We start from the raw sequence: 13,268 nt of genomic DNA on the forward strand, positions 1-13,268 counted from the left end.
GTTTATTTTGCTTTATTCAAAAAATGAGCGAACCCATTCGTCTTCGTCTTTTTCTAATTCTTCGTATGTTCCTTCGGCGTGAATTACGCCATCTTTTAAAACTACAATTCGATCGGCCGTCATTTTTGCGCAGGCCATATCATGCGTAATAATAATCGAGGAGGTTTTTTGTTTGTGTTTAATGTCCAAAATCAATTCGCTGATTTCTCTAGACGTTATGGTGTCTAAACCCGTTGTGGGTTCGTCATACAGAATAATTTCAGGTTTTAAGATTAGCGTGCGCGCCAGACCAATTCTTTTTTTCATTCCTCCCGAAAGTTCAGAAGGCATTTTGTCAATGGCATCGGCCAGTCCTACATTTTCCAGCGCTTCCATTACTTCATTTTCGACTTCTTGACTGCTTAAATCGCGTTTGTGTTTGGTCAAGGTAAAAGCGAGATTTTCTCTAACGGACATCGAATCGTAAAGTGCCCCGCTTTGGAACAAAAATCCGATTCGGACTCTAATTTCATTCAGCTCGCTTTTTGAAATATTAAGAACGTTTTCATTAAAAACTTTAATTTCTCCTTTGTCTGGTTCAATCAATCCTACGATACATTTTATGGTGACCGATTTTCCAGAGCCTGAACGTCCTAAAACCACTAAATCTTCGCCTTTATTCAAAGTGAGATTTACGCCTTTTAAAACGGCATTATCTTTTCCAAAAGTTTTATGCAGATCTTTAATCTCGATAATCGGAGTCTGATCTTTCTCTTTTGTTTTAGGTTCTTTATGTAATTTTTCCTTCATCATTTTAAAAGAATAAATCGGTTATTTGAACAGCGACCATATCAATTATAAAAATGCTTAGCGATGCCGTAACTACTGCAGAATTTGCGGCTCGTCCTACGCTTTCTGTTCCGTTAGAAGCATTAAAACCTTTATAACAGCCAATAATTCCGATAAAAAATCCAAAGAAGAAAGTTTTAAGAGTGGCTGGAAGCAGATCTAGATATTCTAAGGATTGAACGATCTGGGTTAAAAACCTGTAAAAATTGACATCTCCATGAATATTAATTCCCACGTAACCGCCAATAATTCCGATGGCGTCTGCAAAAAACACCAAAATAGGAACCATTAGAGTACAGGCTAAAACTCTGGTTACAACCAAATAGTTGTACGGATTTATAGCTGATACTTCCATAGCATCAATCTGTTCAGTTACTTTCATTGATCCTAATTCGGCTCCAATTCCAGACGAAATTTTTCCGGCACAAATCAATGCTGTAATTACGGGAGCAATTTCTCTAATCAGCGAAAGCGCGACCATTCCTGGCAACCAAGATTCAGCTCCAAATTTTACCAACGTAGGACGTGATTGAAGCGTAAGCACCAAGCCCATAATAAAACCGGTAATTGCAACCAAAGGGAGAGATTTATATCCAATGACATAACATTGTTTTAGAAATTCTCTCGTCTCATAAGGAGGAATAAAAACCTCCTTAAAAAACCTTTTGGCGAATATGGTGGTTTCTCCAATTTCGGCGAATGTATTTTTTATATCGAGAATCAAAATGTTCTGGTTTTAAGGTGAATGATGTGAATTGAAAATCTATTATTTAACAGTTTTTCCAAATCATTAAATTATATAGGAAAGTTAGCTCTATACTTGTTAAAATGTATTACACAACTTTTTTTCAGCCTTATATAATTTTCATAAACTCACAATAATTTAAACGAATTGACGTTTTGGAGGCAAACAAAAAATCCCTTTCATTAAGAAAGGGATTTTCAGGGTTTAAAAAAATGAAGTATTTGGTTAGCTTCAATTTCTTTTCTTATAAATTTATGGCAATGCCGCTTCGAGATTTCATTAACGGAATAACGCGTGATTGCGATAAAGCTAATTTTTCCATTAATAATCTTGCCGTTAAATAGCAAACAGTAGATTCTGCGCCTTGATTCAAGTTTACATTGTGTTTCTCAAGTCCGTCATAACCACCGCCGCTTACAGGATTGTACATAATTTGGTTCAAATGATTTTTGCCTAAAAACCAGTTAAAAGCCGCTTTCATTTTCTTTTTATATTCTGGAGTTTTAAAGGCATTATAAAACGCATTTAAAGTTTGAATGGTGTACGTAACATCAATTGGCTGTTCGCCATATTCATGCGGTTCAGAACCTTTATGATGCCAGCTTTGGTTTGAAATGGCTTTGAAAGTTCCTTTTGTAAATGTTTTAGAAATAAGAAAATCTAAAGAGTCTAGCGCTACTTTTTTATAAACCGGTTTATTGGTAATAAGATAAGCATAAAGCATTGATTCTGGCAAAATGCTATTTCCGTAAGTCAAATAATTTTCAAACCATTGCCAGTCTTCTGATGCAGTGTCTTCGTAGTTTGCTAGCAGTTTAGCATTTAGCTTATTGATGATGGCCGCAACGTATAAATTCGGAATGGTTGAATGGTATAAATACAAACCTTTTGTCGCAAAACCAATTGAACGTGGCGACTGAATATTTTCGGCCCATTTTAAGGAATTCAGTAAACATTTTGTTGCTTTTTTGGTGATCGCTTCTGGAAGAATATCAGACATAGAAACAACAGTTCCTAGTGCCCAAATCGCTCTAGCATTAGAATCTTCTAAATTTACTTCAGCATTTTGTTCTATATGTTCGCGATTTTCTTGATCGACATAATTGATAAAATCTCCTTTTGGTTTTTGGCAACGCTGAATAAAATCTAAATAGATTAAAATATATGCCAAATCATCTTTGTCCTGAGTCAGTTTATAATGCATACAGAACGCAATTAAAGCTCTGGCATTATCATCTAAAGTATATCCTGAATCTAAATCTGGAATAGAAATTTTGCTGAACTGAATAATTCCTAATTCGGTGGTTAGTTTTTTGATATGTTTTAATTGAATAGGAGGATAGCTGTATTTAATTTCGGATGGATTTTTAATTAGCTTTTGATAGGTATTCATTTGAGTAATTCCAACATTTTCCCACGAAGTAGCTCTCATTTTGGTAAACGAACTAATTCCCATTTCGTGTCTTAGATTTTCGTCTTCGATCAATTTGATTGCAGCCGCTGCAAATTGATCAGAATCTCCAATATCACACAAAATACCAGAATCTGGAGTTAATACTTCTCTAGTATGCGGAATTTTAGATGCCACAATTGGACACGCACAACTCATGGCATAAGCAAAAGTGCCACTAACCGCCTGATTTGGATCTTTTGAAGTAAACATGTAAATGTCTGTAGCTTTCAGATATTCTAAAAGTTCATCGGTATCTAGATATTTATTGACAAAACGAACATTGTTTTGAAGATTCAATTCTTTAACGATGGCTTCTAATCTATCTCGATACGCATCGACACCGTCTCTTATTAAATTTGGGTGTGTTTTACCAATAATCAGATATAAAGCATTTGGTGCTTTTTCGATAATTTTTGGTAAAGCCTGTAAGCCCGTTTCTATATTTTTTCCTTCGCCCAAAAGACCGAAAGTAGATAGCACTAATCTATCTTCAATGTTTAGTTTTTCTTTTGCCTGTTGCGGAGTTTCGTATATCACAATATGAGTTCCATGAGGCACGCAAGTAATTATTTCTTCATTAATATCGTAGTCGTTAGTTAGAATTTCTTTAGATTTATTTGTCATTACAAAAACCGAATTGCTGTAGCTTAAGAGCAGTCTTACAAACGTTCTCAATTCGTCATTCGGATTTGGAATTACGCTATGAAAAGTAAAGGTGACGGGAGTTTTAATAACATTTAGAAAATCCAAAAGATGATCTCCATAATTTCCTGAAAACAAACCAAATTCATGCTGGATGTGAATTAATTTTACAGTTTCATCCTGATTAATTTCCTCGGCAACTTTAGCATATTCTTCTCGAATTTTTGTGTTTAAAGTAAAAGCTTGCGTTGGTTCTTCAATAGGTTCTGTAACCAGCTCGCATATTTCGCATTTTATAGATTTACCATAAACATCTGTAATTCCTTTGATAGTGTCTTGCGTGTAAGTTGCTATGCCACATTGCGTAGGCGGAAAAGTAGATAAAAAAACTATTTTTGATTTATTTGATATTGTTTTCATGAGAATTCTTTTTTTAGCTCGGTTAATAACTCGTTCAAGTTCAAAGATGCCACCGCAATCTTGTCATCGGCAGCGCCATAATAAATATATAGTTGGCCGTCAAAAATGGCAGTTCCTGTTAGGAAAACCATATAATTGACATCGCCATGTCTTTCCTATCATTATGCTAATAAATTTTATTTAAAATTACTTTGAGATAAAAGCGACGATTAATTCAATCCACTAAAAAATTAACTCAAAAGCATAAACATGGTAATCCTGTAAGGCTGTTAAGTAATAATGAAAGGGGCGTGTAGTCTAGTTTTTTTTGAAGGTTCATAGGTTCAGATTTGCAAAGGTTCAAAGTCTTTAACCTTTGCACCTTTGAGACTTTGTTCCTTTGCACCTTATCTCAATACCATTTTGCGTAATATTTCCGTGTTATAAAAGCTATCGGAATTCCGACACAGCAGATTACAATCAATATGGAAAGCAAAAGCGGAAAATCTAGTTTTTTTTCGGGTAGGACAGGAAATACAATCGGAAGAACAACAAGATTCATTATAATCCAAATAAAGAAACCATAGGATACTCCCGAGAGTAAAGTGTTTATTTTAAAAAATGGGATATAGGGAAAAATTTTAAAATAAAACCAAGCAAAAATAAAGGCAATTAAGAAATGAAGTCCCAAACCCGCAAAAGTCATTTCTGCTCCGCCCGTATATGCTTCTTTTTTAAAAATTCCGCTAGCAATAGACTGCAGAATTTTTTCGGCTGTTGTTTTATGAAGTATTCCTGCATAAATCAAAATAGCGGCAGTAATGTCTAATGTTCCTGCAACTAAACCAGATGAAACAATGGTTCTAACTTTTGATCTCATAAAAATAGTTTTGAGTTGAATACTGATTTATTGTTTTTTGATGTGTTCGTAAATCGTTTTTAACTGGTGCGTATGCCTCTGTGTATGTACAATGGCAAAATAAAGCCATTCGTAAATCGTGAAATTTTCAAATCCAGGTATTTTAGCATCCAGACAAGTAAGCGTTAAATCGTAAGTTTCTGCCGCTTCAAATAAATCATTTTGTATTTTTTTTACAGAAGCCAGCAGAGTGCCTTTTTCATACTCAATAGCAGGAGGGTTTATGTTTTCGGGTGATTGATATTTGGTAGTGTAATCTAAAAAGATGGAGTCGAGTCCTTTTATATTTTCGTCAGGCTCTCTGGTTGTTTTTTCGGTTTTCCCCGCAAACAGCGCGGTAAGACCTGAGCACGCTAGAATAATATGCTGTGCGGTTTGTCCAGCAGTCCAGCTTCCTTCAAACGGGACAATATTGATTTCTTCTTTTGAAAAAGAGGAAATTAAGTCGCCTAATTTACTGTAGGTTTCCAGTATGGTATTTTGAATAGCGCTCTTCATTTTTTTAATTTTAAAAATTGAAAACTCGACAGTAAATCTTTACCGATTGGTTAAAGAAAACCTCAGTATAATATCTGGCGAAATTAAATTTATAGAATTAGGGGAAATGATACTCCTTCAAATATACAATAAAAAATATTAAAAAGCTATAAGTCAGGTATTTGAGGAGTGTTAATTTTTAAGGAAGTGCTTCGCAGAAGTAACCGTGCGAATTTAAAATGGCAATAATTTTTGTATTCGAAATGGCAGGTGCATGAATACGGAGGATTTTGTCGCAATCTTCTAAATCGAAGTTGATCGAACCATTTGGATAATGCTCAAGAAGCTTCTCAATGATAACTTGACATTGAGATTCTTCCTGAACATTTGTTTTAAAAACTTCAATAATCATAAAGTTTTGATTTTTAGAGTGCTATGTTTTTATAACGCTGTATTTTATGATATGTTACATACGAAATAATTAATATCGCTAAAATGATTAATGGAAAGAAGCCTTGAAAACCAATTCCGTCAACTGCAAAGTGGCTTATGGATGCAAAAATGAAATCGAATGCAAATCCAGCATAAGCCCATTCTTTGATTCTTCCCGGCACTTTGGGAATAATCAAGGCTAAAACGCCAAGGATTTTAAATACGACTAATGCATTTCCGAAATATTCTGGATAACCAAGGTGTCTGATTCCTTCTTTGGCTAATTCGGTCTGTGAAGTTAAAGCTGGCATAACGCCTTCAAATAAAAAAATAAGAATAGTAGTAGTCCAAAAAATAATTTTTGTTGTCTTCATTGGGTATTTGTTTTTAAATAGTTATTAGTTAATGTATTACAAATGTACTATTCTTATTTTTCTGCAAAATACCTATTTATGACTATTTTGGGGGCATTTGGGACATTGTTAGTTATGAGTTATGAGTTATGAGTTATGAATTGTGAATTGTGAATTGTGAATTGTGAATTGAGATGCTGCTACACAGTTTGTCATGTCGAGGAACTAGGGATCTCCACAAAGTTTTGTCTTCCTGAGCGAAGTCGAAGGATCTCCTGCTGAATCTATGCAGCGGGCTTAACTGTGCGAGTGCTTCGATTTCGCTCAGCATGACATTAAATACGTAAAAAAACTTTGTAGAAGTTTCAATAAAAATAGTTCTCGCAATCCCGATAACTATCGGGATTGCGAGAGAATTAATTGGAATTTGGACTTTAAAATTTGGACTTTAACCCAGTTGGTAATTCGTAATCGTAAACAAATCCTCAAAACCCAATTTCGTATAAATGCCTTTTCCTAAAGCGGAAGCTTGCAGTTGCGCATATTGGCAATCGGCATCAATGGCTTCGTTGATGGCAAATTTCATGATTTCTTCTGCGAAACCTCTTTTTCGCATTTCAGGAATAACGCCGACGCCGTGAATTCCCATTATGTTTTCTGTTTGAAAAAGTGCCAATGTTCCTATAGGTTTTTCTTCAAAATGAACCAGAAAGTACTTTACATTCTCATAATTCTGTACTAAGGTTTCTTTGCTGATTATATAATTGAAAGATAACGGATAAATATCAGACCATGTTTTAGCATCTTCTTCATTTAAAACTCGTTTGAAAGTTAAAATGTTTAGAGTCGTAAATTTTCGATCGAGTTTCAAAGCCATAGCAGCAAGCTGGTTGCGAATTGAAAATCCGTTTTTCTCGAAGATTTCATTTGAATTGCTTCCGAAAATATCCCAATACGGAACAACCAAACCTGGATTTTTTTCAATAGTTTCCTTAATCTGCTGAAGATCTGTTTCTGTAATATCTTCTCTGAACCATAATCTATTTGGCCAGCCTGCATTTTTTATTTGAGAAAATTCTAAAAAATCATTTTGATGATAGGAAAGGAGAGGCATTGCTGCGGTTTTCCAAAGAGTTGTCAGATTGTCAATATTGTCTTTGATAAGATTTATATGGTTCATTTTATGACGAGTTTTAATTATAAAGCAAATATAAATCTGGTCTTTTAGAAAAACCTTTACATATGTTGATTTACAAATTTTTTTCCAGACTTTTCCTGATTCGGCTTAACTGTGTTGGCGTAATTCCCAAATGTGAAGCAATATGCAATAACGGAACACGATCGGCGATTGTCGGATGCGTGTCAAGAAGATTAAGATATCTTTCGGTTGCATTTTGCATTACTAGCGCCACTTCCCTCTGTTCTTTTTCGATAATCCAGTTTTTTTCCAAGTATGCAATGTAGAAGTTTTTAAGATCATCATTTTCGGTAATCAACTGGATATATTTTTTGTAATCAAGATTGATTAAGATACAATCTTCTAACGCTTCGATCGTAAAGTCGGAAGGAGTTTGCAGCATTGATGAAACTTTAGAGCATGCAAGCCTGTTTTCGAAAAAAAGGTTTTTGTTATAGAAATTTCCTTGTTCATCTGTAATAAAAGTACGTAGAATTCCTTTAGCAATAAAATACATATTTTTGCAGATTTCCCCATTTTCTAGTAGTATTTCTCCTTTTTTGATTGTCTGGAAATCTGTCAAGTTTTCAATCAATTTCCATGATTGTTCAGAGATGGGAGCGTAGCTTTCGAAATATAATTTTAGATTGTTGAGATATGTTTCTTTATTAAAAGTCATAATTTTTTGTTTTGCCACGAAGACGCGAAGGCGCAAAGTTTACTGCCACGAATTTCACGAATTTTCGCGAATTATTTTTATAATCAGAGAGAAAAGAAATTCGTGAAAATTCGTGAAATTTGTGGCAAACAAAAAAACTTCGCGTCCTAGCGTCTTCGTGGCAAAAAATAAAAAACGCCATGAAACCTAAGTTCCACAGCGTTTTCATCTCAAAAAATAAATAATTAACGGGTAAATGTAACGGGTATTATTTCCAGCCTCCGCCTAGAGCGCGGTACAAATCTGTATTGGCTGTAAGCTGTTGTCTTTTTATATCGGCAAGTTCTAGTTCGCTTTGCAAAAGATTTGCTTGCGCTGTTAAAACTTCAAGATATTCTGCTAAACCATTTTTGAATAAGAGGTTTGCATTTTTAATAGCCTGCTGTAATGTTTTTACTTTTTCTTTCAAGAAAGTTTCTTGTTGCTGTAGTTTCTCCACTTTTACCAAAGCATCCGAAACTTCGCTTACGGCAACCAAAACCGATTGTCTAAAAGATAAAACTGCTTTTTCTCTTTCCGCGACAGCGATATTATATTGCGTTTTAAGTCTTTTGTTATTCAAAAGCGGTTGTGTTAAGCCTCCTGCAACAGTTCCAAACAATGAAGCCGGAATGTTGAACCAATTACTGGTTTCAAAAGAGTTTACGCCGCCTTGAGCCGTAATTCTGAGAGCTGGGTATAAATCCGCTTTCGTGATACCGACATTTGCGTTGGCAGCTTTAAGCGCCAATTCGGCACTTTTTACATCAGGTCTTCTGCTTACTAAAGAAGACGGAATTCCAATTGCTGTATTGTGTTTTACTTCAATTGCACTTAATTGAATTGATCTTTCTTTAGAATTTGGAAAAGAACCTGTTAAAACACTCAAAGCATTTTCCTGAATCGCAATATTTTGTTCCAATAATGGAATCAATTGCGCTGAGTTTAATTTCTGTGCTTCAGATTGTTGAATTGCTAAGGTTGTTACCTGGCCCGCATCGTATTTTAATTTGATAATATTGGTTGTACTATCATTTAAACGAAGATTTTGTCTGGCAATATCCAATTGCGCATCCAGCATTAAAAGATTATAATATCCTCTAGAAACATTGGCAACTATATTGGTCTGTAATGCTTTTTTTACTTCTTCAGATTGAAGATATCCTGCGTAAGCCCCTTTCTTTTGGTTTTTGATCTTTCCCCAAATATCAGCTTCCCAAGAAAGAGAAGCTCCAGCAGAATAGTCGTCAATATGTTTAGCACCAATTGCCTGATTTAAGTTCAATCCCGTAAAACTATTGTCAGACGGATTGCTTGTGCTTGCGTTTACAAATAAGTTAACCTGAGGCACATTTCCCCATTTAGACTGTGTAAAACGGTATTGTGCAATTTCGATGTTCTTTTCGGCAATCTGAAGGTCGTTGTTTCTCGCAACGGCGCTGTCAATTAATTTTATAATATCTTTTTCTGTAAAGAAATTTTTCCACTCCACATCGGCAATACTTGTTGTATCACTCGAAACCGATGCATTCCTGAAATTCTCAGGAAATGCATCTTTTGGAGTTTCAATATCCTTTGAGACTTTACAGGATATTAAAGTCGTGATCAGAATGGCGAAGGTCACGATTTTGGTTATATGATTTTTCATTTAGTCTTTTATTAAATTTTATTTATCCGTTGGGTGTGATTTTTTTTAACACATAGAAACATAGTTTTTTGAGGCTTTTTAAAGAGGCGTTTCACTAGTTTAAATGCACATAGGTTTGCTATGTGTGGAAACTAGTTTCTTCTAATCTCTCTTTTAGACATACAATTTTATGTCTCTATGTGTTAAAATATTTTTTTTTAAATCTCACTAGCAGATTAAATTTCTGTACAAGTATCTTTTCTAGTTTCAAGATCTTTTGAGATTCTGTACGATATATATCCGATGCCAAATATGATGGCAACAAGGATTGTCGTTATATAGTTTTCCATTTATTATTTTTCTTCGTTATGAATTACAGCGATTGGTTTCCCGCTCACTTTTTCTTGTAAATGCTGGAAGATGATGAATAAAACAGGAATGATAAACAAACCTAGAATTACTCCTGAAAGCATCCCTCCAGCTGCCCCAATACTGATCGAGTGGTTACCTTGTGCAGATGGACCTTTGGCACTCATCATTGGTATTAAACCAACCACAAAAGCAAGAGACGTCATGATAATTGGTCGCAAACGTAATTTTGCTGCCATAATTGAAGCTGCTACTAAACCTTGTCCAGATCTTCTTCGCTGCGCCGCAAACTCCACAATCAAGATGGCATTTTTGGCGAGAAGTCCGATCAGCATGACAAGAGCAACTTGTACGTAAATATTGTTTTCAATTCCAGTTAAACCAATAGCAACGAATACTCCAAAAATACCTGCAGGGATTGATAAAATAACCGCTAGAGGAAGGATATAACTCTCATACTGTGCAGCAAGTAGGAAATAAATGAATATCAAACACAGTAAGAAAATTGTAGCCGACTGACCTCCGGAAGAAATCTCCTCACGAGTTTGGCCCGAGAATTCAAACCCGTAACCTGCAGGCAATTGTTGTTTTGCTACTTCTTCAATCGCTTTAATGGCATCTCCAGAACTAAATCCAGGTTTCGGAATGGCATTAATAGAAATTGAGTTAAACAAATTGTATCTGGAAGCGGTTTCAGAACCATAAATACGAGTCAGTTTAACTAATGTATTTATTGGCACCATTTCGCCTGTTTTGTTTTTTACAAAAACTCTGTCAATTGCTGTTGGATCTGCTCTGTCTTCGATATCAGCCTGAACAACCACACGGTAATATTTACCAAATCGGTTAAAGTCAGATGCTTGTGCACTACCAAAGTACGCTTGCATGGTTTGTAAAATGTCTTTTACATTAACACCCAATTGATTTGCTTTTTCGTCATTAACTTCCAATTGCAATTGTGGATAATCTGCTTTGAAAGAAGTAAAAGCAACTGCAATTTCCGGACGTTTCATTAACTCTCCGATAAAGTTTTGAGAAATACCACTGAACTTATCCAGTTTTCCTCCCGTTTTATCTTGCAGCACTAAATCTAAAGCCTCAACGTTACTAAATCCGGGAACGGTTGGGAAACTGAATACGAAGAAACTTCCGCCAGAAATTCCGCCCAGTTTGCCTCGCACCTGATTCATGAATTCGTCAATGTTTTTAACTTCTCCGCGTTCTTCGTTTGGTTTAAGCAACACGAAAATTACAGCAGAAGATGGACTTGTAGAATTCGTCAATAAGTTGAAACCTGAAATCGCGGTTACAAATCGAGAAGCTTCTAATGATTTTAAAGTATTCTCAGCTTCGGTCATTACTTTTTGAGTTCCGTCCAATGATGTTCCAGATGGCGTATTTACTGCAATAGCAATAAATCCTTGATCTTCTGTTGGAATAAACCCTGCAGGAGTTGTTTTTACCATCACTACTGTTGCCAAAGTAATTAAAGCTAATCCGCCTAAACTCAACCATTTTCTTCGGATTAAGAATTTAAGTCCGCCTACGTAACGATTTGTAAGCGATTCAAAACTGCTGTTGAAAGCACTAAAGAATTTTTCTTTAAATCCTTTTTTCTCGTGAGGGGCATCGTGATCGTGTGCTCCGTGATTATCTTTTAAGAATAATGCCGCAAGCGCCGGACTTAATGTTAAGGCATTTACTGCCGAAATTACAATTGCAATTGCCATCGTAAAGGCAAACTGACGATAGAAAACTCCTGTTGAGCCTTCCATAAAACCAACCGGCAGGAATACAGCAGCCATTACCAGCGTAATCGAGATAATAGCACCCGTTATTTCGTGCATTGCTTCATGGGTTGCGATTTTTGGAGACAAACGTTTATGCTCCATTTTCGCATGCACCGCTTCGACTACCACAATGGCATCATCGACCACAATACCAATCGCCAGAATTAATGCGAAAAGCGTTAAAAGGTTGATCGAAAATCCGAATAACTGCATGAAGAAGAACGTTCCTAAAATTGCTACAGGTACAGCAATGGCCGGGATTAATGTTGATCTAAAATCTTGCAAGAAGATGAATACCACAATAAATACCAGTATAAAAGCTTCTACTAAGGTATGCTCAACCTGTTCGATAGATTGGTCAAGAGATACTTTTGTACTATAGAAAATATTGTGTTTGATGCCTTTTGGAAAATCTTTTGAAGCCTTTTCCATCATTTTGTTAATGGCAATCTGAATATCATTTGAGTTAGATCCAGCCAACTGAATAACCCCAATTACAATTCCTTTTTTACCATTTAAACGAGTTAAACTGTTGTAAGAATATGCTCCAAGTTCAACTCTCGCAACATCTTTTAAGCGAAGTACTGAGCCATCTGCATTAGAACGTATAGCAATATTTTCATAATCTTCTGGTTTAGTTAATTTCCCTTTGTATTTAATAACGTATTCAAAAACTTCTTTGCTTCGCTCTCCAAATTTACCTGGAGCCGCTTCCAAACTTTTGTCTTGAATAGCTCCCATAACTTCGTTTGGAGTTACTTTGTAAGCAGACATTTGCGTTGGATTCAACCAAACACGCATAGAGTAATCTTTTACACCACCAAAAATACTTGCAGAACCTACACCCGGAATACGTTTTAATTCTGGAATAATATTAATCTGTGCATAATTGGCAACAAACGTCTGATCGTATTTTGCTTCATCATCCGTGTACATACCAATTGCCATGATGAAACTGTTTTGCTGTTTCGCGGTAACAATACCTTGCTGTACAACTTCGGCTGGTAATTGGCTAGTTGCTTGCGCTACACGGTTTTGAACGTTAACCGCTGCTTGGTCGGCATCAGTTCCCAGTTTAAAGAAAACTGTAATAGCCAAAGTACCGTCGTTACTAGCTGTAGAACTCATATATGTCATGTTTTCTACACCATTTATAGATTCTTCGATAGAAGGTGCCACAGAACGTAAAACCGTTTCTGCGTTGGCTCCCGGATATACCGCCGTTACCAAAACCGATGGAGGCGCAATATCAGGAAACTGTTGTAAAGGCAGTTTAGTTAAACCCAATACCCCCAGAATTACCAATAAAATGGAAATTACGGTTGCCAGTACAGGTCTTTGTATAAATATTTTGAACATT

12 protein-coding genes are annotated in these 13,268 nt (G+C 35.7%); all 12 read right to left on the reverse strand.

The genetic code is table 11. The annotated features are described in order from the left end of the window. Positions 1–12: 12 nt before the first annotated feature. A complete protein-coding gene (locus RB618_RS13915; RefSeq protein ID WP_374121124.1) occupies positions 13–789 on the reverse strand; it encodes an ABC transporter ATP-binding protein in 777 nt (258 codons plus the stop codon). Between the two features lie 4 nt (positions 790–793). Beyond that, positions 794–1,552 carry an ABC transporter permease gene (locus RB618_RS13920; protein WP_111377162.1) on the reverse strand — a complete coding sequence of 253 codons (759 nt, stop codon included), beginning with the start codon at positions 1,550–1,552 and terminating at the stop codon, positions 794–796. A 265-nt stretch (positions 1,553–1,817) separates the two neighbouring features. After that, positions 1,818–4,088, reverse strand: coding sequence for a glycosyltransferase (locus RB618_RS13925; RefSeq protein ID WP_308069281.1), 2,271 nt, complete (start codon positions 4,086–4,088; stop codon positions 1,818–1,820). After that, complete coding sequence (locus RB618_RS13930) at positions 4,085–4,219, reverse strand: hypothetical protein (protein ID WP_308069282.1); 135 nt, start codon at positions 4,217–4,219, stop codon at positions 4,085–4,087. Before RB618_RS13930 ends, RB618_RS13925 begins: the two co-directional genes overlap by 4 nt. 260 nt (positions 4,220–4,479) lie before the next feature. Beyond that, on the reverse strand, positions 4,480–4,947 hold the full coding sequence (locus RB618_RS13935) for a DUF1440 domain-containing protein (protein WP_111377159.1): 468 nt from the start codon (positions 4,945–4,947) through the stop codon (positions 4,480–4,482). A gap of 27 nt (positions 4,948–4,974) precedes the next feature. Further along, entirely contained in the window at positions 4,975–5,484 is a 510-nt protein-coding gene (locus RB618_RS13940; protein WP_308069283.1) for a DinB family protein, read from the reverse strand. A gap of 178 nt (positions 5,485–5,662) precedes the next feature. Beyond that, entirely contained in the window at positions 5,663–5,875 is a 213-nt protein-coding gene (locus RB618_RS13945) for a hypothetical protein (RefSeq protein ID WP_308069284.1), read from the reverse strand. Between the two features lie 13 nt (positions 5,876–5,888). After that, a complete protein-coding gene (locus tag RB618_RS13950; protein ID WP_308069285.1) occupies positions 5,889–6,269 on the reverse strand; it encodes a DoxX family protein in 381 nt (126 codons plus the stop codon). Positions 6,270–6,696: 427 nt separating this feature from the next. After that, positions 6,697–7,428, reverse strand: coding sequence for a GNAT family N-acetyltransferase (locus RB618_RS13955; protein WP_308069286.1), 732 nt, complete (start codon positions 7,426–7,428; stop codon positions 6,697–6,699). A gap of 70 nt (positions 7,429–7,498) precedes the next feature. Then, entirely contained in the window at positions 7,499–8,104 is a 606-nt protein-coding gene (locus tag RB618_RS13960; protein ID WP_308069287.1) for a Crp/Fnr family transcriptional regulator, read from the reverse strand. A gap of 247 nt (positions 8,105–8,351) precedes the next feature. Then, positions 8,352–9,770: a TolC family protein gene (locus RB618_RS13965; protein WP_308069288.1), complete on the reverse strand. Its 1,419-nt coding sequence runs from the start codon at positions 9,768–9,770 to the stop codon at positions 8,352–8,354. 332 nt (positions 9,771–10,102) lie between these two features. Beyond that, a complete protein-coding gene (locus RB618_RS13970; RefSeq protein WP_308069289.1) occupies positions 10,103–13,267 on the reverse strand; it encodes an efflux RND transporter permease subunit in 3,165 nt (1,054 codons plus the stop codon). Position 13,268 lies beyond the last annotated feature (1 nt).

It is taken from the genome of Flavobacterium sp. LHD-85 (assembly GCF_030929595.1).
Classification (GTDB): Bacteria; Bacteroidota; Bacteroidia; order Flavobacteriales; family Flavobacteriaceae; genus Flavobacterium.

Excerpts from the sequence above, each read along its gene's own strand:
- RB618_RS13950 (WP_308069285.1), bottom strand. The coding sequence starts at position 6,269 with ATGAAGACAACAAAAATTATTTTTTGGACTACTACTATTCTTATTTTT.
- RB618_RS13965 (WP_308069288.1), bottom strand. The coding sequence starts at position 9,770 with ATGAAAAATCATATAACCAAAATCGTGACCTTCGCCATTCTGATCACG.
- RB618_RS13925 (WP_308069281.1), bottom strand. The coding sequence starts at position 4,088 with ATGAAAACAATATCAAATAAATCAAAAATAGTTTTTTTATCTACTTTT.
- RB618_RS13970 (WP_308069289.1), bottom strand. The coding sequence starts at position 13,267 with ATGTTCAAAATATTTATACAAAGACCTGTACTGGCAACCGTAATTTCC.
- RB618_RS13955 (WP_308069286.1), bottom strand. The coding sequence starts at position 7,428 with ATGAACCATATAAATCTTATCAAAGACAATATTGACAATCTGACAACT.
- RB618_RS13940 (WP_308069283.1), bottom strand. The coding sequence starts at position 5,484 with ATGAAGAGCGCTATTCAAAATACCATACTGGAAACCTACAGTAAATTA.
- RB618_RS13960 (WP_308069287.1), bottom strand. The coding sequence starts at position 8,104 with ATGACTTTTAATAAAGAAACATATCTCAACAATCTAAAATTATATTTC.
- RB618_RS13915 (WP_374121124.1), bottom strand. The coding sequence starts at position 789 with ATGAAGGAAAAATTACATAAAGAACCTAAAACAAAAGAGAAAGATCAG.
- RB618_RS13930 (WP_308069282.1), bottom strand. The coding sequence starts at position 4,219 with ATGGTTTTCCTAACAGGAACTGCCATTTTTGACGGCCAACTATATATT.
- RB618_RS13935 (WP_111377159.1), bottom strand. The coding sequence starts at position 4,947 with ATGAGATCAAAAGTTAGAACCATTGTTTCATCTGGTTTAGTTGCAGGA.
- RB618_RS13945 (WP_308069284.1), bottom strand. The coding sequence starts at position 5,875 with ATGATTATTGAAGTTTTTAAAACAAATGTTCAGGAAGAATCTCAATGT.